The following is a 25,890-nucleotide window of genomic DNA, read 5'->3' as shown; positions in this document are numbered from 1 at the left end:
AAAAATGAAAAAAATTTTATTAAACAATAGACCACAAGGAAAACCAACAACTTCTAACTTTGAATTTGTTTCGGAAGACATTGAATTAGTAATAAAAGATGGAGAAATTCTTTTAGAAGCTGCTTATGTTTCTGTAGATCCATATTTAAGAGGAAGAATGAGCGATGCAAAATCTTACATTCCTTCTTTTGAATTAAACAAACCAGTACACTCTGGAGTAATTGCTAAAGTAATTGCTTCTAAGAACGAAAACTTTAAAGAAGGTGATTATGTTTCTGGGATGCTAAATTGGCAAACACAACAAGTTTCTAATGGAGACGGTCTTTTAAAAGTAGATGGTTCTAAAGCTCCGTTAAGTACATACTTAGGTATTTTAGGGATGACTGGTTTAACTGCTTATTTAGGATTAAACGAAATTGGAAAACCTAAAGCAGGAGAAACTATTGTAGTTTCTGGTGCTGCAGGTGCAGTTGGTTCTGTTGTTGGGCAAATTGCTAAGATTCTTGGTTTAAATGTAATTGGTATTGCAGGTACTGATGACAAAATAGCAATGCTTAAAACCAAGTTTGGTTTCGATGCAGGTATTAATTACAACACAAGTAAAGATATTAATGCAGATATTAAAGCATTGGCACCAAATGGTGTAGATATTTATTTTGATAATGTAGGTGGACCAATATCTGATGCAGTTTTATTTAACATTAACCGTTTTGCTAGAATGATTATTTGTGGTGCAATTTCTGTTTACAACAATACAGAGTTACCAAAAAGTGCTAGTGTACAGCCCTTTTTAATAAAAAATAGTGCCCTAATGCAAGGTTTTATTGTGTCTAATTATGCAGATAAATTTCCAAAAGCAATGAAACATTTATCAGGCTGGTTAGCAGAAGGAAAACTAACGTACACAGAAACCATCGTAGAAGGTTTCGATAATATACCAAATGCTTTTATCGACTTATTTGAAGGTAAAAACAAAGGAAAAATGATCGTTAAAATTTAAAAAGAAAAAAAATGAACAATTTTGAATTAAAAAACCCAACCAAAATTATTTTTGGAAAGGACACAATTAAACAATTAGAAAGTGAAATTCCTAAAGACGCTAAAGTATTATTACTATATGGTGGAGGAAGTATCAAAAAAAATGGAATTTACGAACAAGTAAAAAAAGCGTTAACAAAAGTTGATGTTGTAGAGTTTGGAGGAATCCCTGCAAACCCAGAATACGCAACTTTAATGGAAGCTTTACAAGTAATTAAAGAAGAAAACATTACCTATTTATTAGCTGTTGGTGGTGGTTCTGTAATAGATGGAACTAAATTCTTATCTGCTGCAGCATTATTTGAAGGAGATACCCCTTGGGATATTTTAACCAATAATATTAGAACAGAAATAGGAATGCCTTTTGCAACTGTTTTAACATTACCAGCTACAGGTTCTGAAATGAATTCTGGAGCCGTAATTACCAGAGCAGAAACTAAAGAAAAATTAGCAATGGGTGGTCCTGGTTTATTCCCTGTGTTTTCTATATTAGACCCTCAAGTAATTAGCTCTATTCCACAACGCCAATTGGCAAACGGATTAATGGATTCTTTTACACACGTTTTAGAGCAATATATGACCTACCCAGTTGGAGCATTATTGCAAGATCGTTTTGCAGAAAGTATTTTACAAACCATTATAGAGATTGCGCCAAAAGTATTAAAAGACCCTACAAATTATGAAGCCGCTGCTAATTTTATGTGGAGCTGTACGATGGCTTTAAACGGATTAATTCAAAAAGGAGTTCCTGGAGATTGGGCTGTTCATGCAATGGGACATGAGTTAACGGCTTTGTTTGGTATAGACCATGCACGTACTTTAGCAATTATTACTCCAAGTCATTACAAGTTTAATTTTGAAACTAAAAAAGAAAAATTAGCACAATTTGGAGAACGTGTTTGGAAAATAAAAGAAGGTAATAAAGAAGAGAGAGCGCATGCTGCAATTGATAAAACAGAAGCCTTTTTTCATAAATTAGGAATACAAACAAAATTATCTGATTATACAGATGATTATAAAGGTACTGCAGAGGAAATAGCAAAACGTTTTACAGATCGTGGTTGGTTAGGTTTAGGAGAACACCAAAACTTAACACCAGAAAAAGTAGAGAAAATAGTAAAAATGGCTTACTAATTAAATATATGAAGATCACAAAAATTATAGCTTTAACGCTTACAATTATTACAGCATCTAGTTGTAAAGAGACTAAAAAAGAAACAACCTCTGAAAAAGTTTCAGAGATAGAAACAACTATTAAAAAAGATAAAAAAATGAATATATTATTTGTATTAACATCTCACGATAAATTAGGAGATACAGGAAAAAAAACAGGATTTTGGGTAGAAGAATTTGCAAACCCATATTACACATTATTAGATAAAGGAGCAACAATTACTATTGCAACTCCAAAAGGTGGTGCTGCACCTATAGACCCAAGTAGTGATGCTCCAGATGCTGCTACAGAAGATACAGATCGTTATAATAATGATGCAGATGCAAAATCTAAAATTGCAAATACAAAAGTATTAGCAGATATGAATGCAGATGATTTTGATGCTGTTTTCTATCCAGGTGGTCACGGTCCTTTATGGGATTTAACAAACGATAAAGTATCTATTGCTTTAATTGAAAAGTTTAATAGTCAAGAAAAACCAATTGCTTTTGTTTGTCATGCACCAGCTGTGTTAAAAGATGTAAAAAATGCAGACGGAACTGCATTAGTTAAAGGTAAAAAAGTAACAGGTTTTTCTAATAAAGAAGAAGCAGCTGTTGGTTTAACAGAAATAGTACCATTATTATTAGAAGATATGCTAATAGAAAACGGTGCATTTTATTCTAATGGAGACAATTGGGCACCTTATTCTGTGCAAGATGGTAATTTAATTACAGGTCAAAACCCTGCATCTTCTCAGTTAGTTGCAGAAAAATTATTAGCTAGTTTAAAATAGTTAATTTTTAACTTTTAGTAAACAATATCAGTTTATTAATGCAAAAAGGCTCGCAAATTGCGAGCCTTTTTGCATTAATAATACATACAATTAGGCAAATTAAATCACTCCTTTATATATAAATTTAGTTTAATATACATTTTATACTAAAAAACGATAGTTTGGTTTATATACCTACAAATATTGTTATTATTTACTTTTTATCCAATACCTATAATTAGGTATATTTGTACTAATGAAAGAAATAACGAGTATTCATAATACGTATATAAAAAACTTGCTTAAACTACAAGAAAAAGCAAGAGAACGAAAAAAACAAGGTTTGTTTATCATTGAAGGTAAACGAGAAATTACACTAGCGATTTCTGCAAATTATGAATTTGATACCATTTTATTTTATCCAGATTTAATTTCAGAAAATGAAATTTTACATCTTTTTAATGCCAATGTAAACAGAATAGAAATCTCTAAAGATGTCTATCAGAAATTGGCTTATAGAGGCTCTACAGAAGGTATTATTGCTGTTACAAAAGCAAAAGACTTCTCTTTAGAAAACATCTTATTTGAAACTACAGATCCATTAATATTAGTTGCTGAAGGTGTTGAAAAACCAGGAAATATTGGTGCATTGTTAAGAACTGCAGATGCAGCAAATGTAGATGCTGTTTTTATTGCAAATCCTAAAAGCGATTTGTATAATGCAAACATTATTAGGTCTAGTGTTGGTTGTGTTTTTACCAATCAAATAGCCATAGGAACATCCGAAGAAATAATTACGTTTCTACAAGAAAAGAATATCAATATATATGCTGCTACCTTACAGAATTCTAATGAATATCATTTAGAAAAATATACAGAAAGTGCTGCAATAGTTGTAGGTACAGAAGCTACTGGTTTAACAGATGTTTGGAGAGAAGCTGCTACACAAAACGTAAACATACCTATGCAAGGGCAAATAGATTCTATGAATGTATCTGTTTCTGCTGCTATTATTTTGTTTGAAGCAAAAAGACAAAGAAATTTTAAAAAGTAAAAATGAAAGTATTAGGAATTGATATCGGTGGATCTGGAATAAAAGCAGCAATAGTAGATACAAAAAAAGGTAAATTACTTTCTAAAAGACACCGAATAGATACACCAAAACCAGCAACACCAGAAGCAGTTGCAAAGGTTGTAAATGAAATGGTAAATCATTTTAACTGGAAAAAAGCAATTGGTTGTAGTTTTCCTACCACAATTGTAAATGGTAAATGTATTCATACCGGAAATTTAAGTGAAAAATGGTTAAATGTTAAGGTTGATAAATTATTTAGAAAAGAATGTAAATTGCCTTTTTACGTTAGTAATGACGCCGATTTAGCAGGTTTGGCAGAAGTAAGTTTAGGTGCTGCTAAAAAAGAGAAAGGTGTTGTAATTATGGTTACCATAGGTACCGGAATTGGTTCTGGTCTGTTTTTTAATGGAAACCTAATTCCTAATTTAGAAATAGGTAAAATGTTACATACTAATGGTAAAATAATTGAATCTTACACCGCAGATTCCGTAAGAAAAAAAGAGAATTTAAAATTAAAAGACTGGGCTATCAGGTTCGATTCTTTATTAGAATATATAAGAATTGTATACACACCTAGTTTAATTGTTTTAGGTGGTGGAATTAGCAAAAGATATGACGGTTTTAAAGAATATTTAAAAACTGATGTAAAAGTAAAAGTTGCTGAATATAAAAACAATGCTGGTATTATTGGAGCAGCAATTTACGCGAGTAAAGAACATAAAAAATAAAATACGCTTTATTATTTTCTTTTTACAATACTACTTTCAATAAAAATTTAATGGATTATGAACTTTAGAAAAGCTACCATAAACGACGTTTCGGAAATTATTAAAATGATGGCTGAAGATGAACTTGGTAAAAAAAGAGAAAACTTTAAGAATCCTTTACCTAATTCTTATTTGGAAGCCTTTAAAAACATAGATGCAGATAAAAACCAAGAACTTATTGTTATAGAAAACAAGGATTTTCAAGTTATTGGAACTTTACAAATTACTTATATTCAGTATTTAAGTTATTGTGGCGGAATGAGAGCACAAATAGAAAATGTGTTTATTAGAAGTGATCAAAGAGGACTCGGAATAGGAAAAAGTGCTTTTGAATGGGCTATAAACCGAGCAAAAGAAAAGAATGTACATGTAGTACAATTAACTTCTGATAAAAAAAGACCTCGAGCAATTAAATTTTATGAAGACTTAGGCTTTAAAGCTACGCACGAAGGAATGAAATTACACTTTTAATAAAAACAACTCTAAGCATTTTGTTTAGCACCTTTTATATATTTTATGCAACCAACTACTTTATTCTATATCATTATTGCCATATTAATTATCAGTTTTCTGGTTGATAAATTCTTAGATATCTTAAATGAAAAACGTTTTGATGCAGGAATTCCAGCTAAATTAAAGGATGTTTATGACGAAGATGAATATAAAAAATCACAAGCTTATAAAAAGACCAGTGCTCAGTTTACTAACATCACATCATTGTTTTCTACACTTTTAACCTTAGTTTTCTTTTTTTTAGACGGATTTAAATATGTAGATGATTTTGCCAGAAGTTATACAGATAATCCAATTTTGGTTGCTTTACTTTTCTTCGGAGTTATTATGTTGGCATCAGAAATAATGACCACGCCTCTCTCCTATTATAGCACATTTGTAATTGAAGAAAAATTTGGTTTTAATAAATCGACAAAAAAAACATTTTGGTTAGATAAAATAAAAGGATTGGTAATGAGCGCCTTATTAGGTGGCGGAATTCTGGCTTTAATTATTTGGTTTTATCAACTTACAGGAGAGAATTTTTGGATGTATGCTTGGGCTTTTGTCGCTATTTTCTCTTTGTTTATGAATATGTTTTACGCTAAATTGATTGTTCCTTTATTCAACAAACAAAGTCCGTTAGAAGATGGAGAATTAAAAACTGCCATAGAAAAATATGCGAAAAGTGTTGGTTTTACCATCAATAATATTTTTGTGATAGATGGTTCTAAAAGATCCACCAAAGCAAATGCTTATTTTTCTGGTTTTGGATCACAAAAAAGAATTACGTTATATGATACTTTAATAAACGACTTAGAAACGGATGAAATTGTAGCTGTTTTAGCACATGAAGTAGGCCATTATAAAAGAAAACATATCGTTTTTAATTTAATAGCATCAATTTTATTAACAGGATTCACATTGTTTATTCTATCCTTATTTATCAATTCTGCGGTTTTATCGGAGGCATTAGGTGTTTCTATACCAAGTTTTCATATTGGTTTAATTGCATTCGGAATTTTATATTCGCCAATATCAGAAATTACAGGGTTATTTATGAATTATATGTCTCGTAAATTTGAATATCAGGCAGATAATTATGCAAAAGAAACTTTTGAAGGAAATGCCTTAATAACATCGCTTAAAAAATTATCTAAAAATAGTTTGAGTAATTTAACTCCGCACCCGGCGTATGTTTTTGCGCACTACTCTCATCCAACTTTGTTGGAAAGAATTAATAATTTAGAAAGTTAATTTTTTTCTATTACGGAATGCACTATTTTCATTAACATCATTTTATCTTTAGCATCTGCATTAACAGCAAGCATGGTTGTAAGTTCTATACAAGTGTATTGATCTTGCTTTATATAATATTTTTGTTTTGTAAATTCAATTCCTTTTTTAATTATCGTACCAGTTAACAATAAAACATTTTCACTATTTATCATCTGCTCCCCTTTAAACTCCATTCTTTCCGCAGCAGGATTATTATTTATTTTTGTCTTTTTAGTTTCATAAGAAATAGGTATAAACAAACCTACAATTAATGCTTGTGGTTTTTTAGATACATACATATTTGTAGTAACACTTGTAAAAACATCTTTATTTATATCTATTTCTACTTTCTTTTTTTGAAGTTCAAAAAGACGATTTGGCCCTGCTTTTTCTTGAGCATTCATAGTAATACTGATAAATAAAACGATAAAACTGATACAAATATTTTTCATTTTACAAAAATAAGAAATAAATACATTTAGAAAACGAAATACTTGTATGTTAAAATACTTATTGCTAAATTCACTTTGAGTTAACCCCCAATTTAAAATAACGCTTTTGGAATACACCGCAACCATAGAAGAAGAAAATAAGGAAATAGCAAAACGATATAAAGATTTGTTAAAGGGTACGTATGAGATTATGTCTAAAGAAGACAAAGAACTTATACGAAAAGCCTTTGACATTGCTGTAGATGCACATTCTGAGCAACGTAGAAAAACAGGAGAACCTTATATTTATCATCCTATTGCGGTTGCTAAAATTGTTGCTTATGAAATTGGTTTAGATGCCATTTCTATAGCTTCTGCCTTGCTGCATGATGTTGTTGAAGATACGGAATACACCTTAGAGGATATGGAAAACCTTTTTGGTGAAACCATTGCTAAAATTGTAAACGGATTAACCAAAATATCTCGCTTAAACAAAGAGCAAGATGCTTCTATACAAGCAGAAAATTTTAGAAAAATGCTTTTAACATTAAATGATGATGTTAGAGTTATTTTAATAAAAATTGCAGATAGATTACATAACATGCAAACTATGGATGCAATGCCTGCTCATAAACAGGTTAAAATTGCATCTGAAACTTTATATATTTATGCGCCTTTAGCCCATAGATTAGGTTTGTATAATATAAAAACAGAGCTAGAAGATCTTGGTTTAAAATATACAGAACCAGAGGCTTATTTTGGTATTTTAGGTAAAATAAAAGAAAGTAAAGAAGATCAAAAAGTCTATTTACAACGATTTGAAGAGACTTTAAAAGCTGGCTTAGATAAAGAAAACTTCGATTATGAAATAAAAGGGCGTTTTAAGTCTATTTATTCTATTCGTAGAAAAATGATCAATCAAAATGTAACTTTTGATGAGGTTTATGATAAATATGCCATTAGAATTATTTACAACCCAAATTCTAATGACGATAAATTTGATGCTTGGAAAATTTATACCATTGTAACCGATTACTTTAAGCCCAACCCTACGCGTTTAAGAGATTGGATTTCTCAACCAAAATCTACTGGTTATGAGGCCTTACATATTACGGTTGTAGGACCTGGTTCTCAATGGGTAGAAGTACAAATTCGCTCTAGTAGAATGAATGAAATTGCAGAAAAAGGGTATGCTGCACATTTTAAATACAAACAGGGAGAAACTAAAGACAACGGATTAGAAGATTGGTTAAATAAATTAAAAGAAACCTTAGAAACACAGTCTTTAAATGCAGTAGATTTTGTTGAAAACTTTAAACTAAACCTATATTCTAAAGAAATATATGTTTTTACGCCAAAAGGCGATTTAAAATCACTTCCAAAAAACGCCACTGCTTTAGACTTTGCTTTTTCGATACATACAGATGTTGGTTTAAAATGTAGAGGCGCAAAGGTAAACGGTAAATTAATGCCTTTAAGTCACCAATTAAAAAGTGGAGACCAAATAGAAGTAATTACAACCGCTTCTAATAAGCCAAATGCCAGATGGTTAGATTTTGTAATTACAGCAAGAGCAAAAGCAAGAATTAGAGCTGCTTTAAATGAAGAAGAAAAGTTAATTGCAGATGAAGGAAAAGCTATCTTAACACGTAAATTACGTCATTTAAAAATAAATTTCACGGATAAAAATATTAATGAACTTGTTAATTATTTTAAATTAAAAACAAGTTTCGATTTATTTTATAGAGTTGGTAGCGGTACTATAGACAATACTCTTTTAAAAGCTTTTGTTTCTCAGCGAAACAGTAAAATTTTAAATTTCTTTAAAACCAAACTAAGTAGAAATACTGCTGAAAAAGAATACGTAGAATTAGATTCTGTTACAAACAAATACGACTCTTTAGTGTTTGGTAAAGAAGAACAAAAACTAGATTATAAGCTTTCTAAATGTTGTAATCCAATTGCTGGAGATAAAGTTTTTGGTTTTTTAACCATAAATGAAGGGATAAAAGTTCATAAAATGAACTGTCCGAATGCTATTTCATTACAATCTAACTATGCCTATAGAGTAATGCAGGCTAAGTGGATAGATTCTTCTCAACAAGATTTTAAAGTTATTTTACATATTTCTGGTGTAGACAATCAAGGAATGGCAAATGATGTAACCCGTACTATTTCTAGCAATATGGGCGTTTTTATTAACAGCATAAATATTAAAGGAAATGAAGGTGTCTTTGATGGTAAAATCTCTATAAGTGTTAAAAATAGCTCGCAATTAGATAAATTGATAAAAAACCTTCTTAAAATAGAAGGAGTTAAAAAAGTAGATCGTGTTAATACTTTATAAATATCAATTGATTAAAAGTGGTATTTAATTAAGAAATAACTGTAAATTTGCTTTTTGTAAAAAATAAATCTAAATGAGTAGTTCTCTTGAAAATCAAGAAGTAGTAAAAAAAGTTTTCACCACATATTTAGGCGAAAATAAGCATAGAAAAACTCCAGAACGCTATGCTATTCTTCAAGAAATATATGCGGCAGAAGAACATTTTGATATAGAATCTCTATATATAAAAATGAAAAATAAAAATTATAGAGTTAGTAGAGCTACACTTTATAATACAATAGACTTACTTTTAGATTGCGGTTTAGTTAGAAAACATCAGTTTGATGGGCAATCTATGGCGCGTTATGAAAAAAGTTATTTCGATAAAAATCATGACCACGTTATTTTTACAGATTCTGGAGAAGTAAAAGAATTTTGTGATCCACGAATTCAAATTATAAAAAAAACCATAGAAGACGTTTTTGATATTGATATTCATAATCATTCACTTTACTTTTACGGAACAAAAAAGAACAAATCTTAATTAACATCATAACAAAATAAACAATAATTAACACAACTATAATGGCTGTAGATTTATTACTAGGATTACAATGGGGAGATGAAGGAAAAGGTAAAATTGTAGACGTACTTACAAGAAACTATGATATCATTGCACGTTTTCAAGGTGGACCAAATGCAGGACACACTTTAATTTTTGATGGACATAAACATGTTTTACACACAATTCCTTCTGGAATTTTTCACAAAACGGCTTTAAACGTTGTTGGAAATGGTGTAGTTATTGATCCTGTAATCTTTAAAAAAGAATTAGAAAATCTAGACAAACACAATATAGATTATACTTCTAAATTATTAATTTCTAGAAAAGCACACTTAATCTTACCAACTCATAGATTATTAGATGCTGCTTCAGAAACTTCTAAAGGAAAAGCTAAAATTGGTTCTACATTAAAAGGAATTAGTCCAACTTATATGGACAAAACCGGTAGAAACGGAATGAGAGTTGGAGATTTAGAACTAGACAACTGGAAAGAAAAGTATGATGCTTTAACAGAAAAGCACATTAAAATGCTAGATTTCTTTGATGTTCAGGTAGAATATGATTTAAAAGAATTAGAAGCAGAATTTATTAAAGGAATTGATAAATTAAGAACTTTAGAATTTATTGATAGTGAAGAGTTTTTAAACCAAGCTATAAAAAACAAGAAAACCATTTTAGCAGAAGGAGCGCAAGGTTCTTTATTAGATATTGACTTTGGGACATATCCTTTTGTTACTTCTTCTAACACTACTGCAGCCGGTGCTTGTACTGGTTTAGGTGTTGCACCAAATAGAATTGGTGAAGTTTTTGGAATCTTTAAAGCATACACTACTCGTGTTGGTTCTGGTCCTTTTCCTACTGAATTATTTGATAAAGATGGTGAAGACATGGCAAGAATTGGTCATGAATTTGGAGCAACAACAGGTAGAGCAAGACGTTGTGGTTGGTTAGATTTAGTTGCCTTAAAATATGCTGTAGACGTTAATGGTGTTACACAATTAATGATGATGAAAGGTGATGTTTTATCTGGATTTGATACATTAAAAATATGTACATCTTATAATTATAAAGGAAAAGAAATTAGTCATTTTCCATACAATATTGAACCAGAAAATGTTTCTGTAAACTATTCTGAGTTTAAAGGTTGGGATGAAGATTTAACAGAAATGACTTCTGCAGATCAATTACCTAAGAATTTACTTGACTATGTTGCTTTTATTGAAAAAGAAACAGGAGTTCCTGTATCTATCGTTTCTGTAGGACCAGATAGAAAACAAACAATCACTAGATAATAATCTATAATTGTGACGTTCTAAAATAGCGTTATATAATTTATAAAAAAAAGGTAGTGATTTAATATCACTACCTTTTTTTATTTATAATATTTATTTACATGCTTTCTATTTTTTAACATCATTGATAACTCTATTAGTGTCCTTTTTATATGTAAATGATCACTAATGTTACTATCTACAACTCTCTAAGAGTACGCTTCTTTAATTTAATTTTTATGATTACTTTTAAAAAAAAATAAAACACGAATAATGCCAAATACAGAAGACCTAGAAACCATTAATCTAGACAACCCTTTCAAGAGAACTCTTGTTGGAATTCAATTTTTATTTGTTGCCTTTGGAGCAACTGTATTAGTACCACTATTAATAGATATAGACCCATCTGTTGCCTTATTTACCGCAGGCGTTGGAACATTAATTTTTCATTTAATTACAAAAGGAAAAGTCCCTGTCTTTTTAGGTAGTAGCTTTGCCTTTATTGCTCCAATTATAGCTGCTACTAAATTATATGGTTATGCAGGAGCCTTAGGGGGTTTAATTGCTGTTGGTTTGGTATACGGAATTGTATCTGCAATTATAAAACTGTGGGGATTACGGGTTATTGAAAAAATATTCCCTTCTATTGTGGTTGGTCCCGTAATTATGATTATTGGTTTATCTCTAGCTCCTGTTGGAGTTAATATGGCTAAAACAAACTGGCTTATTGCTCTTTCTGTATTAGTTACAGCTATTGTTATTGTTGTTTATTCTAAAGGGCTTGTAAAATTGATTCCTATTTTTATAGGAATTGTTGTTGGATACCTTATCTCTATAATTTCTGGATTGGTAGATTTTACATCCGTTAATGAAGCTGCTTGGTTTGTGCTGCCAAAATTTACAAGACCAGAATTTAATTGGGGAGCCATCATTTATATGATTCCTGTTGCTATCGCTCCTATTATTGAACATATTGGCGATATGTACGCCATTGGTGGTGTTGCAAACAAAAAATTTGTAAAAGATCCGGGATTACATAGAACATTATTAGGAGATGGAGTAGCAACTGCTTTTGCAGGTTTTTTAGGAGGCCCACCAAATACCACTTATTCTGAAGTTACGGGAGCTGTTGCTTTAACTAAAATTGTGGATCCTCGTGTGTTACGAATTGCTGCTGTAACGGCCATCGTTTTTTCATTAGTTGGAAAGATAAGCGCGATACTAAAAACCATACCACAAGCTGTATTAGGAGGAATTATGCTACTTTTATTTGGTATGATTGCCAGTATTGGAATTAAAACATTAGTAGACGCTAAAACCGATTTTGGCAAAACTAGAAATCAAGTAATTGTTTCTATTATTTTAACCATTGGTATTGGAGGAGCTGAAATTTCTTATGGTAATTTTTCATTAGCAGGAATAGGACTCGCTTCAATTGTTGGTGTAGTATTAAACTTAATTTTACCAAAAAAATCAACACCTATAAAAGGAAGTCACGAAGAATAAATCCATTTTAATTTATATAAAAAAAGCCTTTTAGAAATATTTCTAAAAGGCTTTTTTTATATTTAATTTTTAGAATTACATCATAAACTTAATTATGAATAACACTGAAATTACATACATTATAGGCTTTATTTCTTTATATTTTCCTGTAAATAATTTTAACAGTACAAAAGACAACATACCAAATACAATTCCTTCCGCAATACTATACGTTAATGGCATCATAATAATAGTGAAAAATGCAGGAATTGCTTCTGTAAAATCTTCTAAATTAATTTTTGTAATAGGTGTTATCATCATTAAACCAACAATTATTAAAGCTGGAGCTGTTGCAGCAGCAGGGATAATCATAAATATTGGTGCAAAAAATAAAGAAAGCGCAAACATAATAGCAACCGTTAAAGCGGTCATACCTGTTTTTCCTCCTTCCGCAACACCAGCAGCGCTTTCTACATAGGTTGTTACTGTAGAAGTTCCTAGAATTGCACCTACAAATGTACCAATAGAATCTGCAAATAATGCTTGCTTTACTCTTGGTACTCTTCCTTGTTCATCTAACATTCCAGATTTTGAAGATACACCTACTAAGGTTCCAACGGTATCAAACATATCCACAAATAAGAATGTAAATAATACAATTAACATATCTATTGTAAATACTTGAGAAAAATCAAACTTAAAAAAGATAGGTTCAATTGATGGAGGTAAGCTCACGAATGTGAAATTTTCTGGAATAACAGTAACGCCAACAATTAATCCGATAAGTGTAGAAGATAGAATTCCGATTAAAATGGCTCCTTTCACTTTTTTTACTAATAAAACACCAATAATTAATACACCTGCTAATCCTACCCAAACTGCCGGGTTTTTCATATTCCCTAAAGTTACTAATGTTGCAGAATTATCTACAACTACACCAGTTCCTTTTAAACCTATAAAAGCAATAAATAATCCAATACCAACAGATACTGCGTGCTTTAAATTTAATGGAATTGAATTTACAATCAATTCACGAATATTAAACGCTGTTAATAATAAGAATACAATTCCTTCTAAAAATACTGCGGTTAAAGCAAATTCCCATGTATACCCCATTCCTAAAACTACAGTGAATGCAAAAAAAGCGTTCAGCCCCATTCCTGGTGCTAATGCAAAAGGTAATTTAGCTACTAATGCCATTACTAATGTTGCAATTACTGCAGATAAGGCTGTTGCTGTAAAAACAGCATCCTTGTCCATACCAGCTGCACTTAAAATACTTGGATTTACAGCTAAAATGTAAACCATTGTCATAAACGTAGTGATACCTGCAATAATTTCCGTTCTTAAAGTTGATTTATTTTCGGTAATTTTAAAATATTTATCTAACATCTTTTCGTTATTTAATTATAAGTTCCATTTTACAGCTAAAGTAGGTCTTCCTTTAAATGCATAAGTACCAGCAAAATTATTTGACAGTTCAAGCTCACCTCCTACAGAAAATGTTTTATTTAAATGATACCATAATTGAGGCTCTGATAAGAATACCGTTTTATCACTTAGTCCATTTTCAGACCATAGATCTGCAAATCCAGAAAAAGTTAATTTATTAGCAATGATATTCCAATACCAAGTTCCTGTTACTTGGTAGTTTCCTTTACTGGTGCCTTTAAATGTTTTGTAACCAGCATAAGTAGAAAATCCCCAAACGGCATTTGACTTACCATAATTAGCTCCACAAATCCAAGCATTATTTATGGTATAACCATTTAAACCTGTACCCCTTTCAAAAGTTCCTAATCCACCATTATATTCAATATGTAACCCAACTGGCATTTTTTCAGTTTTTAAAACACGTGCAATTTCAAAATATGCTTGACTAATTCCATTGTCTGCATTAAAATCAAAATCAGTAAAAGTATAAGTGTTTCCGTAGTTATCGGGTTTAAACATTTCAAAAGTTAACGTTACATGTTCACGAGCTAAATCATAGTGACTTTGAAAATTTTGAGCACTTAAAGTTACAACGGTAAAAAGAGCAAAAAGAGTAGTAATTTTTTTCATTATAATAAGTTAAAATTAAGCGTTAAACTTACCTTAAAATGTAGAAAACAGCCTTTTATAAATAGTTCAATTATAAACAATATACTTTTAATTCATTATAGGTAATCACCTATAAATCAGCCTTTAAAAAGGTTAAACATAAAATTAAGAAGTGAAATAAAAAAATGTTAATAAGTTTTATTCTTTAACATGTTAAACACCTCTTAATAAAATTTAATAATATCACTTTCTATAAAAAGAATTTCAAACCTTAATCCAACAATTAAATCACTAAAAAACAACACCTTATATCTTTAAATTACAAATACATATTATACAAAACAATCAAGGTTATTTCTTGTACAACTCTAAGTAAGCAATATTAGATATAGCACTAATTTATGATAAACTAAAAAGCATCTTTCAAATGAGTGAAAGATGCTTTTTATATAAAATATTCAAGATATTCTAAAAATATTGCCTTATAAGAGGATATTGATATAAACTAAATTTATAATGTTCTAAAATATTCTAAAATTAATCTAGTTTCTTTTTCTGATAAATGTTGATTAGCCATTGGCACACCCTTAAATTGAATTAACAAAGCCTTTGCTATTGGATCTTTTTTAACCATTTCTTCTGGATTTAAAATCATATTCATTACCCACTCTGGAGAGCGTCTTTCTAAAATTCCATCAGGACTAGGCCCTATAAATTTTTTATTAGCTTTATGACAAGAAGAACATTTACTTTTAAATATTAACTTTCCTTCTTCTGCCATTTTTTGATCAATAGTCCCATCTAGAGTAACAGACTTTACAGGACCAATTCCTTTGTTATTTAAATCTATTGTTATCTCTTCTTTTTCTACTACTTTAGTTTTGGTTTCTTTTTCCGGAGCTTTTTTTACAGCTGCTTTTTTAGTTGGTAAGTCGTTTGTAGATTTCTTTTTTTCTTCTCCTCCACAACTAATTAATAATAGTATTGCAAACAAAGCGATTAAATTTCTTATTTTCATTTTTGGTGTATTTAAAGGTTAATTGTTATTTTCTGTAAGTACTCGTTTTTAGTATATTTTTTATTATTTGACTTGTATTACTACTAACAAATTTAAAAAAGTAGTCTGCAAAAAAACATGACAGTTATCATATTTAAAGACTTTATTATCTTTTATAAAAAAAACTTTTTACTCAGAAAAAAACCACATTAATCACCTTATAATTAATGATTTAAAAAATATTTATAATTATTATATCTCCTCTATTAATAAACATAAAAAAAGCCTCTTTTAATATTAAAAGAGGCTTTTTTTATGATAAATATTATTCCTTATAAATTCTCTATTTCTACACCTATTAAAACAAGTTTTTGTTGTTCTATTTTAAGTGAAGTTAAAAGTGCTTCTTTGCTATCTTTAAAAGCTTCTTTTTTCACTAAAAATAATTCATTATAATACTCAATTCCGGCTTCTAAATTCTTTTTAAACTTAGTTAAAGTTCTTAATTGTTTTTTATCAATTGTAGCTTTTGCTTCATTTACTTTATCTTGTAAATGGGTAATATAAAGAGATAATTCTTTTACAAAAACATTTGGTCTATCTGTTCTGGTCATCATATTTTTTCTTCCATAAATATGGTCTGTAATATCACATAAACTCATTATTTTATCATAATATGCCATATTAGGTCCAGGGCAAACAGAAACCCCTTCTCCAATTTTCTTGGTACTTAAATTATTCAAAATTAAAGTTGATGTACCTAAACCAACACAAATACATGATTTTTCAGTAACTTTATTTACTCTTTCTTCTTTTTCTTCTGATGAAATTTCTAAAGCATCTATTTCTTTTAGTTTTAAATGTTGATACTCTCTAGATGCAGTACACAAACCTGTATCTTTAAATTCATGATTTAAAGCGATAAATTTATTCGGACAAGAAGTACCTGGTCTTCCTTTATCTATTAGCATTTGTCTTTGTACATCTTTTGTATTTCCTTTTAATGTGTTAAAAGGAACTCCTAATGGAGAGCTGTTGCTTAAATATAAGTCTTGTTCTTTAGCTTCTGCCAATTGTGCTACCGTTTTCTCATCAACACTTGTTGCTTCCGGAACCAATAAAAATGGACTTCCCCACCCTACAGAATCTAATTGATATTCTTCTAATAAAAAAGAATGCTCTTCACCAGTACCAACACCACCTTGCGTTGTTATTTTAAGTTCTAAATCTTTGGCAGGAATTATACGGTCTGCATCTTTTAAAGCTTGCTGCATTAATTCTTGCGTTTGATTGATTAAAGTTTCCTTGTTTTCTTTAAATTCTTTTAAAACAGGTCCCATTAAAAAACCATCCGTGGCAAAAGCATGTCCACCACAATTTAATCCAGATTCTACTCTATATTCAGAAACCCATAATCCTTTTTTAGCCAAAAATTTCCCTTGTATAAATGCAGATCTATAATCGCTTACTTTTAAAATAATCTTCTTTTTAATATTTCCGTTTACATCCGGAAAAAAATCATCAAAATTACTCATGTAAGTATATAACCTTGGGTTCATACCAGCAGATAGAATTAAAGAGGAAGATAATTTACTGTTAGAATATCCTCTTAATGCAGCATGTGCATCATTATATTCAATAGGTAATAACTCTTTATCTACATAATTTCCTTTATCAATTTTAGTCATAATATTGACATCAATACTCCCCATTGATAAGTTTTTAGTAGCCCAATCTTTCAGCTTAGAAAAATCTACGCCTTCTTCTGTCAGTTTTAAAAACTCTTTCCTTAATGAAGAATATTCTGGTAACATATGAATATAATCCATTAAAGCTTTACTTTTTTCTGAAGTAATATTCTTTAATTGATTGAACTTTTCTTCTGTTTGATCATGTAATAAATCTAAATAAGAAGTAATTCTCTTTGCTCTAAAATCATCAACTTTATCTGAAATTTCTTTATATGGTATTTCAAATTTTTCGCTGTAAATTTTTCGCATTTTTTCTACTAAAATATCATCCACTAAAGAAATAACAGAATCTATACCAAATTGTGCTACTTTTAAAGGAGAATCTATCGTAAACCCAATTCCCATAACAGGAATGTGAAATGAATGTGCGTTTTTCATTGTTTAATTTAAATGTTTAACTAAATTTAATTAAGCTTGCAATTTATATGTATCTGCCTTTAAAAAACATGATTAATATCATTAGAAGAAAAAAAAACTAAGCATTAAACAAATAACACTCAGTTTTTTAAACGATATATTAGATATAAAATATTCTTATTCTTTATTTTTTTGCTCTAATAGAATGGCTTTAGGAAACAAAATATTATTTTCTAAATGAATATGTTGATGTAAGTCTTGCTCAAACTCATCTAATTTAGCATACAACGCCTTAAATGTATTACAAGCTCCTTCTGGTGGTGTATAATTATTAGAAAGTTTTTTAATTTCCTTTAAGATATCACCAGCACTTTCATGTTCTTCTTCCATCATTGCTATTGGATTGTTTACGGTTCCAAAATGAGGTTGATTCACTTTTACTCCTTCTAAATCTGCTTTTACTAACTTTTTAATAAAAGGGAACAAAATAAGTTCTTCCTTTTTTAAATGTGCTGCTAATTCTTGTGCTACCTCAATAAAAAGTTTATTAATTTCTACAACTTCGGTATAATGATGTCCATGAACTTTAGCCACTTTAGCGGCATATTGCAATATTATTGGAGTACTTTCTTCTACATAAGCATGGTGAATGTTTATAATATGATCTACCAAAAAATCTAGCTTCCAACTATCATAATTATATGCATTAGAGGTTGGGGTATTTATATTTAATAGTTCTTGCTCCATTTCTTCAAAAGAAACATTGTGCTTTTTACATGCTTTTTCTATAGAAATTCCTCCTCCACAACAAAAATCTATTCCGTGTTTTTTAAATACATCTGCTGTTTTTATATTGTAAGTTACTACTTCTGCTACTGTATTATCTTTTGTAATTTTCATTTTAATATGTTTTAACTGTTTCTATAATTTTTGTAATAGTCTCATTATTATCAACTCCTAATCCTTCTTGTTGATGTACCAATTCTCCTTCCGGATTAAAAACACTGATAATGTTAGAGTGTGAAAAATCTAATGGAGAAATTTGTTTGTATTTTACAGCTAAAACATTCGCAAACTCTCTAACACCACTTTCTGTACCTTGTAATAAAGTCCATTGTTTGTTGTCTATAAAATTTTCTTTAGCAAACTCTTTCAACTTTTTTGGAGTGTCATTTTCTGGATCTATACTTACCAAAACAAATGCAACATCATTTTTTAAATCTGTTGGAATTTTTTCTTCAATATTTCTCATATCTGCTGTTAACCTTGGGCAAGCAGCTTTGCAAGTGGTATAAATCATTACCATTACCAAAGTTTTACCTTTTAGTTCTTTTAGCGCTATTTCCTTACCATCTTGTGTATTCCATTTAGAGGTTAGGTTAAAAATAGATTCATCAGAAATCATAGTAGACAAAACCTTTTTTATCACTTTTGATGTTGGCCTTAATTTCATTTCACAAACAGGACAAACACCTTCTTCTGCATATACTTTATCTCCCTCACATTTCATGGGGCATTGGTACTCCTCTTTACTACTTTCTTTAGAAGTAGATGAATTACAAGAACTTAATAATGTTGCTGTTACAACCAATAACAATATGTATTTAAGTGTTTTCATTTTTCTATTTTTTAGTATCTTTTACACATCTAAAACCTAGGTTTTTCATGGTATATTTTGCTTTTAAACTTCCTCTAATTGCGTACCTCATAAAAGCAGCATAATTCATTAAATCTGTTGCATTTACGGCTGCACTTCCACAGAATAGATTATTATCTGTATCTACATCTTTTCTAGATTCTCCAGAAATTAACACCGAATTAAAATCTGAAGTCCACTCCCAAACCAAACCATGTAAATCATATACTTTCCAATAATTTTTAAAAGTAGATCCTATTGTTTGGTTAAAACTCTTTGGTTTTTCATACCAACCTAAAATAAAGGCATTGTATTCCTTTAATTTTCTAGCATCGGGTATGTTTTTATTAGCCATCGCTACATATTCCCATTCATCTACTGTTGGCAACCTTTTTCCTTGACATTCACAATACTCTTTTGCCGCAAACCAAGATACTTGAGTTATTGGAGATTGCTCTTTTTGATTTTCACCTAAAATAGTATCAGATTTCCAATCTCGTAAATAACTTCCATCAGCAAATAATTTTATGACTTTACTTTTTTGCCATTTTGGAAATTTCTTTACAAAATCTATATACTCTTTATTTGTAACCGGATACACATCCATTAAAAAATCATTAATCTTAACATTCATAGAATCTCTACCATATAAAGGCATGTATTCTCCTCCTTTTATTTGTACCATTTTAGATTGACAACTTGTATTGGTTGCATTAAGTAGAAATAAACAAATTGTCAATCTTAAAATAGTTTTCATAGTATTTAATTGAGGTTATTAATGGCTGCTTTTTACTTCTTTTACTGTGTTTACTGTAACATTGGTTTTATTATTTCCCCAAGAATTATATACATAAGTAAGTACATCTGCCACTTCTACTTCGGTAAGTGTTTGTCTTGTCATTACACTGTTATATTTATTTCCGTTTACAGTAATTTCACCTGTTTTACCATGTAACACAATACCAACAGCTCTTTTAACATCTGCATTTAAATAATCTGATTTTGCTAAAGGAGGAAATGCATTCGGTATTCCTTGTCCTTCTCCTTGGTGGCAAGCAAAACAAGTAGTCATGTAAACTTGTTTACCATCTGCTATTTTTTTAGCCAAAGGTTTTTCTGCAGTATTCACAGCCACTTTTTCTTTATTATCATTTGGCATTGTTTGAATAGTACCTCCTTCTGGGTGATAAATTCCTTCTTGTTTTACTCCAGAATATAATTTTTTATTTTCTTCTCCAGATACTTTTAGCATTCCTAAAGCACCTTTGTTAAACGCTCTAAAAATAGCATGATCTACTAAAATAAATGTTCCGGGTACTTCTACTTTAAATTCTACAATTGCTGCACCACCAGAAGGAATTGATGTAGTTTGTACATTTGTATTTATTAAATCTCCACCTTCTACATGTACTTTATCAAAAATTTCTCCAATAACATGAAAAGAGGATGTTAAGTTTGGACCACCATTACCTACAAATAAACGAACCGTTTCGCCAACATTTGCTGTAATTGCATTATCACCAGTTAATGACCCCACTTTACCGTTAAAGACAACATAATCTGCATCTTCTTTTATAGCTTTTGTCATATCAAAAGGTTGTAGCCCTTTTTCATCGGTAGCTCCTTTGGTATAAAAGTCCCCTTGCATAATATAATATTCTTTATCTACTTTTGATAAACCACCTTCTGGTTCCACCAAAATTAAACCATACATTCCGTTTGCAATATGCATTCCAACAGGTGCGGTAGCACAGTGGTATACAAACAAACCAGGATTTAATGCTTTAAAAGAAAACGTTTTATTATGACCAGGAGCCACAAAAGAAGAGGTTGCTCCACCTCCAGGTCCCGTTACCGCATGCATATCTATATTATGTGGTAATTTATTATCTGGATGATTAGATAATGTAAATTCTATTTCATCTCCCACTCTAGTTCTTATAAAGCTTCCTGGAACAGAACCACCAAATGTCCAGTAAACATATTGTACGCCATCTGTCATGGTTCCTTCTTTTTCAAGAATTTCCATATTAACTAATAACTTTTTAGCCGTTCTATCTCCTATTGGAGCGGGCACAAAAGGAGGCGAAGTTAATTCTGCTTCCATAGTTCCTTTTATATAAATGTTAGAACTATCTACTTTAGCTAATTCTTGTTTTGGTTCACTCTTACAATTAATAAGAAGTAAACTTCCTGCAAATAGTATGCACACTGCTTTTAATAATTTCATTTTTGTTTCGATTTTTAGGTTTAGTTACAATAAAAGACTTTTTAATCCTTTATTATGAAGCAAAATTATTAATCTTCTTTAAAAAAATAAATGATATTTATCATACTAAAAGATAGTTTTATCTTTATATTTTTACAAAAAATATAAAATGTTATCAAATTCAAGTAAATATGCTATAAGAGCAGTACTCTATCTTACCGAAAAAGCGAGTGTAGATAATAAAATTGGCTCTAAAAAGATTGCAAATGATTTAACCATGCCTGCACCTTTTTTAGCCAAGACTTTACAAGAATTAACTAAAAAAAATATAATAAGCTCTGTAAAAGGACCTCATGGAGGATTTTATTTAACAGAAGCTAATGAAAAAAACTCCTTATTAGATATTATAGATTGTATTGATGGAGTAGAAAAATTTAATGAATGTTATTTAGGACAATCAGAATGCAGCGATACTAACCCTTGTGTTGTTCATCAATTATATGTACCATTTAAAGACAAATTAATTTCTAAATTAAAAAAGAAATCCATTTTAGAAATGTCTATGGAGTATGTGAAAAATAATAATATTATAAATACTTTATAACAATGATGAAAGCCAAAACACAAAGTTTTGTCGCACTTTTGTATTTATTAATTGCTTCTTCGTTAGGTATTCTATTACGTCTTTTTCCTATTATTGATATAAATATTGATTATAAATTTTTTGTACACACCCACTCTCATGTAGCTCTGTTAGGTTGGGTATATATAGGTTTAACAAGCTTACTATTTTACTTGTATATAAAAGAAGAAGCTAAAAGAAAATACACAAAATTATTTTTGTTCACCCAAGTTACTATTGTAGGAATGCTTATTAGTTTTCCGATTACAGGTTACGCCTTATTCTCTATTATTTTTTCTACATTATTTATAATTTGCTCTTATTGGTTTTATGCTTTTTTTAGAAAAAACAATAATTTAGACAAAGATAGTTCTGCTTTAAAATTTATAAATACATCGCTACTATTTATGATTATTTCTAGTATTGGCCCTTGGTCTTTAGGAATAATTATGAATACCTTAGGTAGTACATCTCATTGGTATAAAAATGCTATTTATTTCTATTTACATTTTCAATATAATGGATGGTTTATTTTTTGTTTATTAGGACTCTTTTTTTCATTTTTAGAGAAGCATCACAGCATTATTCCTAAGAAAAAAGCTGTTTCTTTTTATAGATTGATGTTATGGGGTTGTGTGTTTACTTTACCACTGTCTTTTTTATGGGTTAAACCACATGTAACTATTTATATATTAGCGCTATTAGGAGTACTTACTCAATTCTTTGCTTTAATACAATTTTATCAACTAATTAAGCATCAAAAATCATTTTTAAAAGAAAAAACAACACCTTTTTTCTACCGATTAATCAGCTTTATTTTTGTATTATTTACTCTAAAAACGTTAATGCAATCTATTACGGTAATCCCTTATTTTGCAACCTTATCTTATCAAATAAGAGACTTTGTTATAGGGTATTTACATCTTGTTTTTCTGGGTATTATAAGCCTAAGTATCTTGTTTTTTTTACATCAAAACAAACTATTAAAATTACCCAAAGTTTGGATAAGCATTTACTTAATTGGTTTTCTTTTTTCTGAAATTTTAATATTCTATAAAGGATTTTGCAATTGGCAGCAATTATCTATCATTAATAATTATTATACAATATTAGTACTGATTTCTGTATTGATGCCAATTGGTATTTTAGGAATATTTATTACGAATATAAAACCTACTTTTTCCAATCTAAAAGAACCTGTTTAGCAAATACTTCACATTGGTCTAGAGTGTCTGTAACATGCTTTAACGTTGTTTTAGGGTTTATTAAACACATTCTAATTACTACTTGACTTTGTAAAACAGTAGTTACTAAAAAGGCTTCTCTAGAGTCTACCACTCTCGTAGAAATTTCTTGATTTAATCTATCTACTTCTTCTTCTGTTAAATCTTTATTTAGTGGATTATATCTAAAGTTAATAATGGCTAAAGTAGCCGGAGAAACAATTTCCCAGTTTTTACTTTTTCTTAGGATGTCTTCAGTTTTATCAGCCAAATCTATATTATAGGTAATGGCTTTCTTAAATGCATTTAGACCATACGTTTTTATAGACATATAAAATTTTAAAGCTCTAAACCTTCTAGTTAACTGAATTCCGTAATCATAAAAATTAATTTCAGACTCATTTCCTTCAATATCCCTTAAATACTCTGGTTTTTCACTAAAAGTATTACTTAACCAAGAGGCATCTTTTACTAGTAGACAACCAATCTCATACGGTTGAAAAAACCATTTATGAGGGTCTACCGTTAAAGAATCGGCACGTTCTATTCCGCGTAAAATTCTACTCCCTTTTTTAGATAAAATTGCAGCAGCACCATAAGCACCATCTATATGAAACCAAAGATTTTCTTTTTCACAGATGTCTGCTAAATCGTCTAAAGGATCTACAGTACCAGTATTGGTAGTACCTGCAGATGCAATAATGCAAAATGGTTTTTTGCCTTCTAACTGATCTCTTGCAATTTCATTTTTAAGTTTATTCATACTAAACTTAAACTCTAAATCTGTCGGAATTATTTTAATCTGTTCCTTTTTAAAGCCTAAAACACGAATTGCTTTAATATTGGAAGAATGTGCTTGGTCTGATAAATAAATAACGCCTTTAGAAAAATCATCGCCACATTTTACTCTTCTCGCTGTTGTTAAGGCTGTTAAATTAGCCATAGAACCCCCACTTGTAAAAATTCCGCCTCCTTTAGTTACAGGAAAATCGAACATTTTTAACAACCAATTTAAAGTTACAATTTCTAGTTCTGCAGCTGCAGGAGAAACAATCCATCCGCCAGAAAAAATATTAAAACCTGTTGCTAAAGAATCTGCCATGGTACTTATAAAATTACTTGGGCCAGGTACAAAAGAAAAAGATTTCGGATGCGTAGAAATATTACTGTTTGGCAACACATTATCTACCACAAAATCTAATACTTCATTTGCATCTGTAGCATTATCTGGAGCTTCACTTAAAAATAATGAGTCCATTTCTTCTCTAGAAGCCTTAATTACTGGCTTTTTATGTTCTTCTTCTGTATAATGGTCTACAATAGTATCTACTATTTTATAGCCATAAGACTGCATTTCTTCTTTTGTTAAGTAAAAGGGTGATTTCATTCTAAAATAATTTTGTCGCAAATTACGTCAACTTAAACTTTTATTGAAGATAAAAGTTGTTTTATCTCAATAGTAAGCCCCAAAAACTTCATTTTAACGTTATGAATAAATGATTTTTATTCATCATTTAACATCTACTTATCCGAAAATGATATCGTTTTAATACAAATATCTATAATTATGTAAAAAAGTGACAAAAGTCATTTTTTATCCCTAATTATAATACAATATTTGTTAGAAATTCAAAGCCTATTATTGTGAAGGACCTAATGAATAAAAGTATTGCAACAATAGTTATTGAGAACATAAATACTGCCTCCGTTTTTAAAAAATATAAAATAGACTTTAGTATTCATGGAAACATGTTACTTAGTAAGGCTTGTGAAGAAAAAAACACCAATTTAAAACACATTCTAAAGGATTTAAAAGCAGTAAATGATAAGGTTTACTATTTGAAAGATTATAATTCTTGGAAATTAGATTTTTTAATTGATTTTTTAGTGAATATTCAACATGAGTATAAAGAAGAAAATATATTATTCTTAAAAGAATATGGAAAAAAAGTAACTGCTATCTATGGGCAAGAATACAAAGAACTTATAAAAATTAATCTGTTAATATTAGAAATTGCAGATAGTGTTCTAGAGCACATGAAAAATGAAGAATGCATTATTTTTCCTTATATAAAGAAACTTATTAAGGCGAATACTAAAAAAATAGTGACTAATACATCTAATTCTCCTTTAAACAGACCTATTGATATTATAGAAGATGATCATGAAAAAGTGAGTAAAACATTTAAAAAAATAGCTGAACTAACCAATAATTATAAGATTCCAGAAAATGCATGTATCTCTTTTAAAGTCTTATACCTAAAATTACAGCAATTTGAAGAATTATTAAACAATCATATTCATATAGAAAATAATATCTTATTTCCTAAAGCAAAAAAGTTAGAGCAATCTTTATTAATACTTTGATTGCTTAATTCAACCAATTTTTAGTTTTC

24 protein-coding genes are annotated in these 25,890 nt (G+C 29.6%); 14 read left to right on the top strand and 10 right to left on the bottom strand.

From position 1 onward, the window contains the following. Positions 1 to 4: 4 nt before the first annotated feature. From GQS58_RS08880 to GQS58_RS08850, 7 genes are all read left to right on the top strand, one after another. The gene (locus tag GQS58_RS08880; protein ID WP_166384996.1) at positions 5 to 1,000 is read left to right on the top strand and encodes an NADP-dependent oxidoreductase; all 996 of its coding nucleotides are present in this window, start codon (positions 5 to 7) and stop codon (positions 998 to 1,000) included. 11 nt (positions 1,001 to 1,011) lie between these two features. Continuing rightward, a complete protein-coding gene (locus GQS58_RS08875; protein WP_166384994.1) occupies positions 1,012 to 2,172 on the top strand; it encodes an iron-containing alcohol dehydrogenase in 1,161 nt (386 codons plus the stop codon). An 8-nt stretch (positions 2,173 to 2,180) separates the two neighbouring features. Continuing rightward, a complete protein-coding gene (locus GQS58_RS08870) occupies positions 2,181 to 2,987 on the top strand; it encodes a type 1 glutamine amidotransferase domain-containing protein (protein WP_205860412.1) in 807 nt (268 codons plus the stop codon). 235 nt (positions 2,988 to 3,222) lie between these two features. Then, positions 3,223 to 4,020 (top strand): TrmH family RNA methyltransferase, encoded by a 798-nt coding sequence (locus GQS58_RS08865; protein ID WP_166384992.1) that lies wholly within the window; start codon positions 3,223 to 3,225, stop codon positions 4,018 to 4,020. A 2-nt stretch (positions 4,021 to 4,022) separates the two neighbouring features. After that, positions 4,023 to 4,769 (top strand): polyphosphate--glucose phosphotransferase, encoded by a 747-nt coding sequence (gene ppgK, locus GQS58_RS08860; protein ID WP_166384990.1) that lies wholly within the window; start codon positions 4,023 to 4,025, stop codon positions 4,767 to 4,769. Positions 4,770 to 4,826: 57 nt separating this feature from the next. After that, complete coding sequence (locus tag GQS58_RS08855; RefSeq protein ID WP_166384988.1) at positions 4,827 to 5,279, top strand: GNAT family N-acetyltransferase; 453 nt, start codon at positions 4,827 to 4,829, stop codon at positions 5,277 to 5,279. 45 nt (positions 5,280 to 5,324) lie between these two features. Next, positions 5,325 to 6,557: a M48 family metallopeptidase gene (locus GQS58_RS08850; RefSeq protein WP_166384986.1), complete on the top strand. Its 1,233-nt coding sequence runs from the start codon at positions 5,325 to 5,327 to the stop codon at positions 6,555 to 6,557. On the opposite strand, the gene GQS58_RS08845 is transcribed toward GQS58_RS08850, so the two are convergent. Then, complete coding sequence (locus GQS58_RS08845; protein WP_166384985.1) at positions 6,554 to 7,030, bottom strand: hypothetical protein; 477 nt, start codon at positions 7,028 to 7,030, stop codon at positions 6,554 to 6,556. The two genes, GQS58_RS08850 and GQS58_RS08845, sit on opposite strands and share 4 nt — an antisense overlap. A 106-nt stretch (positions 7,031 to 7,136) precedes the next feature. On the opposite strand from GQS58_RS08845, the gene GQS58_RS08840 reads away from it, so the two are divergent. From GQS58_RS08840 to GQS58_RS08825, 4 genes are all read left to right on the top strand, one after another. Then, positions 7,137 to 9,356: a RelA/SpoT family protein gene (locus tag GQS58_RS08840; protein WP_166384983.1), complete on the top strand. Its 2,220-nt coding sequence runs from the start codon at positions 7,137 to 7,139 to the stop codon at positions 9,354 to 9,356. A 73-nt stretch (positions 9,357 to 9,429) separates the two neighbouring features. Then, a complete protein-coding gene (locus GQS58_RS08835) occupies positions 9,430 to 9,879 on the top strand; it encodes a Fur family transcriptional regulator (protein ID WP_068452590.1) in 450 nt (149 codons plus the stop codon). Positions 9,880 to 9,920: 41 nt separating this feature from the next. Continuing rightward, positions 9,921 to 11,192, top strand: coding sequence for an adenylosuccinate synthase (locus GQS58_RS08830; protein ID WP_166384981.1), 1,272 nt, complete (start codon positions 9,921 to 9,923; stop codon positions 11,190 to 11,192). Between the two features lie 252 nt (positions 11,193 to 11,444). After that, the gene (locus tag GQS58_RS08825) at positions 11,445 to 12,677 is read left to right on the top strand and encodes a uracil-xanthine permease family protein (RefSeq protein ID WP_166384979.1); all 1,233 of its coding nucleotides are present in this window, start codon (positions 11,445 to 11,447) and stop codon (positions 12,675 to 12,677) included. Positions 12,678 to 12,752: 75 nt separating this feature from the next. Here the strand turns inward: GQS58_RS08825 and GQS58_RS08820 are convergent, their stop codons facing one another. From GQS58_RS08820 to nirK, 8 genes are all read right to left on the bottom strand, one after another. After that, on the bottom strand, positions 12,753 to 14,048 hold the full coding sequence (locus GQS58_RS08820; protein WP_166384977.1) for an NCS2 family permease: 1,296 nt from the start codon (positions 14,046 to 14,048) through the stop codon (positions 12,753 to 12,755). A gap of 15 nt (positions 14,049 to 14,063) precedes the next feature. Then, on the bottom strand, positions 14,064 to 14,720 hold the full coding sequence (locus GQS58_RS08815) for a DUF5020 family protein (protein ID WP_166384975.1): 657 nt from the start codon (positions 14,718 to 14,720) through the stop codon (positions 14,064 to 14,066). A 490-nt stretch (positions 14,721 to 15,210) separates the two neighbouring features. Next, entirely contained in the window at positions 15,211 to 15,717 is a 507-nt protein-coding gene (locus tag GQS58_RS08810; RefSeq protein WP_166384973.1) for a c-type cytochrome, read from the bottom strand. 311 nt (positions 15,718 to 16,028) lie between these two features. After that, complete coding sequence (locus GQS58_RS08805; protein ID WP_166384971.1) at positions 16,029 to 17,825, bottom strand: hypothetical protein; 1,797 nt, start codon at positions 17,823 to 17,825, stop codon at positions 16,029 to 16,031. Between the two features lie 156 nt (positions 17,826 to 17,981). Continuing rightward, positions 17,982 to 18,704 (bottom strand): iron-sulfur cluster repair di-iron protein, encoded by a 723-nt coding sequence (gene ric / locus GQS58_RS08800; protein ID WP_166384969.1) that lies wholly within the window; start codon positions 18,702 to 18,704, stop codon positions 17,982 to 17,984. A 1-nt stretch (position 18,705) separates the two neighbouring features. Beyond that, on the bottom strand, positions 18,706 to 19,422 hold the full coding sequence (locus GQS58_RS08795; RefSeq protein WP_166384967.1) for an SCO family protein: 717 nt from the start codon (positions 19,420 to 19,422) through the stop codon (positions 18,706 to 18,708). Between the two features lie 4 nt (positions 19,423 to 19,426). Next, positions 19,427 to 20,197 (bottom strand): formylglycine-generating enzyme family protein, encoded by a 771-nt coding sequence (locus tag GQS58_RS08790; RefSeq protein WP_166384965.1) that lies wholly within the window; start codon positions 20,195 to 20,197, stop codon positions 19,427 to 19,429. Between the two features lie 18 nt (positions 20,198 to 20,215). After that, positions 20,216 to 21,670 carry a copper-containing nitrite reductase gene (gene nirK, locus GQS58_RS08785; RefSeq protein ID WP_166384963.1) on the bottom strand — a complete coding sequence of 485 codons (1,455 nt, stop codon included), beginning with the start codon at positions 21,668 to 21,670 and terminating at the stop codon, positions 20,216 to 20,218. A gap of 148 nt (positions 21,671 to 21,818) precedes the next feature. On the opposite strand from nirK, the gene GQS58_RS08780 reads away from it, so the two are divergent. Together GQS58_RS08780 and GQS58_RS08775 are read left to right on the top strand one after the other, a co-directional pair. Next, the gene (locus GQS58_RS08780; RefSeq protein ID WP_166384940.1) at positions 21,819 to 22,253 is read left to right on the top strand and encodes an RrF2 family transcriptional regulator; all 435 of its coding nucleotides are present in this window, start codon (positions 21,819 to 21,821) and stop codon (positions 22,251 to 22,253) included. A 2-nt stretch (positions 22,254 to 22,255) separates the two neighbouring features. Next, positions 22,256 to 23,476: a hypothetical protein gene (locus GQS58_RS08775; protein WP_166384938.1), complete on the top strand. Its 1,221-nt coding sequence runs from the start codon at positions 22,256 to 22,258 to the stop codon at positions 23,474 to 23,476. On the opposite strand, the gene GQS58_RS08770 is transcribed toward GQS58_RS08775, so the two are convergent. Continuing rightward, a complete protein-coding gene (locus tag GQS58_RS08770; RefSeq protein WP_166384936.1) occupies positions 23,445 to 24,881 on the bottom strand; it encodes a pyridoxal phosphate-dependent decarboxylase family protein in 1,437 nt (478 codons plus the stop codon). The two genes, GQS58_RS08775 and GQS58_RS08770, sit on opposite strands and share 32 nt — an antisense overlap. A 269-nt stretch (positions 24,882 to 25,150) precedes the next feature. Here GQS58_RS08770 and GQS58_RS08765 point away from each other — a divergent pair, with 269 nt between their 5' ends. Beyond that, a complete protein-coding gene (locus tag GQS58_RS08765) occupies positions 25,151 to 25,861 on the top strand; it encodes a DUF542 domain-containing protein (protein ID WP_166384934.1) in 711 nt (236 codons plus the stop codon). Positions 25,862 to 25,890: the final 29 nt, after the last annotated feature.

The sequence above is a fragment of the Polaribacter sp. 11A2H genome (genome assembly GCF_011379025.1).
Classification (GTDB): domain Bacteria; phylum Bacteroidota; class Bacteroidia; order Flavobacteriales; family Flavobacteriaceae; genus Polaribacter.
The sequence above is the reverse complement of the archived record's forward strand: the minus strand, read 5'-3'. Positions and strand labels throughout refer to the sequence as shown.

What these genes read in the sequence shown, in the direction of transcription:
- GQS58_RS08775 (WP_166384938.1), top strand. Translation starts at nt 22,256, where the DNA reads ATGATGAAAGCCAAAACACAAAGTTTTGTCGCACTTTTGTATTTATTA.
- GQS58_RS08805 (WP_166384971.1), bottom strand. Translation starts at nt 17,825, where the DNA reads ATGAAAAACGCACATTCATTTCACATTCCTGTTATGGGAATTGGGTTT.
- GQS58_RS08850 (WP_166384986.1), top strand. Translation starts at nt 5,325, where the DNA reads ATGCAACCAACTACTTTATTCTATATCATTATTGCCATATTAATTATC.
- nirK (WP_166384963.1), bottom strand. Translation starts at nt 21,670, where the DNA reads ATGAAATTATTAAAAGCAGTGTGCATACTATTTGCAGGAAGTTTACTT.
- GQS58_RS08880 (WP_166384996.1), top strand. Translation starts at nt 5, where the DNA reads ATGAAAAAAATTTTATTAAACAATAGACCACAAGGAAAACCAACAACT.
- ric (WP_166384969.1), bottom strand. Translation starts at nt 18,704, where the DNA reads ATGAAAATTACAAAAGATAATACAGTAGCAGAAGTAGTAACTTACAAT.
- GQS58_RS08820 (WP_166384977.1), bottom strand. Translation starts at nt 14,048, where the DNA reads ATGTTAGATAAATATTTTAAAATTACCGAAAATAAATCAACTTTAAGA.
- GQS58_RS08865 (WP_166384992.1), top strand. Translation starts at nt 3,223, where the DNA reads ATGAAAGAAATAACGAGTATTCATAATACGTATATAAAAAACTTGCTT.
- ppgK (WP_166384990.1), top strand. Translation starts at nt 4,023, where the DNA reads ATGAAAGTATTAGGAATTGATATCGGTGGATCTGGAATAAAAGCAGCA.
- GQS58_RS08765 (WP_166384934.1), top strand. Translation starts at nt 25,151, where the DNA reads ATGAATAAAAGTATTGCAACAATAGTTATTGAGAACATAAATACTGCC.
- GQS58_RS08795 (WP_166384967.1), bottom strand. Translation starts at nt 19,422, where the DNA reads ATGAAAACACTTAAATACATATTGTTATTGGTTGTAACAGCAACATTA.
- GQS58_RS08815 (WP_166384975.1), bottom strand. Translation starts at nt 14,720, where the DNA reads ATGAAAAAAATTACTACTCTTTTTGCTCTTTTTACCGTTGTAACTTTA.
- GQS58_RS08830 (WP_166384981.1), top strand. Translation starts at nt 9,921, where the DNA reads ATGGCTGTAGATTTATTACTAGGATTACAATGGGGAGATGAAGGAAAA.
- GQS58_RS08825 (WP_166384979.1), top strand. Translation starts at nt 11,445, where the DNA reads ATGCCAAATACAGAAGACCTAGAAACCATTAATCTAGACAACCCTTTC.
- GQS58_RS08790 (WP_166384965.1), bottom strand. Translation starts at nt 20,197, where the DNA reads ATGAAAACTATTTTAAGATTGACAATTTGTTTATTTCTACTTAATGCA.
- GQS58_RS08770 (WP_166384936.1), bottom strand. Translation starts at nt 24,881, where the DNA reads ATGAAATCACCCTTTTACTTAACAAAAGAAGAAATGCAGTCTTATGGC.
- GQS58_RS08855 (WP_166384988.1), top strand. Translation starts at nt 4,827, where the DNA reads ATGAACTTTAGAAAAGCTACCATAAACGACGTTTCGGAAATTATTAAA.
- GQS58_RS08875 (WP_166384994.1), top strand. Translation starts at nt 1,012, where the DNA reads ATGAACAATTTTGAATTAAAAAACCCAACCAAAATTATTTTTGGAAAG.
- GQS58_RS08835 (WP_068452590.1), top strand. Translation starts at nt 9,430, where the DNA reads ATGAGTAGTTCTCTTGAAAATCAAGAAGTAGTAAAAAAAGTTTTCACC.
- GQS58_RS08870 (WP_205860412.1), top strand. Translation starts at nt 2,181, where the DNA reads ATGAAGATCACAAAAATTATAGCTTTAACGCTTACAATTATTACAGCA.
- GQS58_RS08845 (WP_166384985.1), bottom strand. Translation starts at nt 7,030, where the DNA reads ATGAAAAATATTTGTATCAGTTTTATCGTTTTATTTATCAGTATTACT.
- GQS58_RS08810 (WP_166384973.1), bottom strand. Translation starts at nt 15,717, where the DNA reads ATGAAAATAAGAAATTTAATCGCTTTGTTTGCAATACTATTATTAATT.
- GQS58_RS08780 (WP_166384940.1), top strand. Translation starts at nt 21,819, where the DNA reads ATGTTATCAAATTCAAGTAAATATGCTATAAGAGCAGTACTCTATCTT.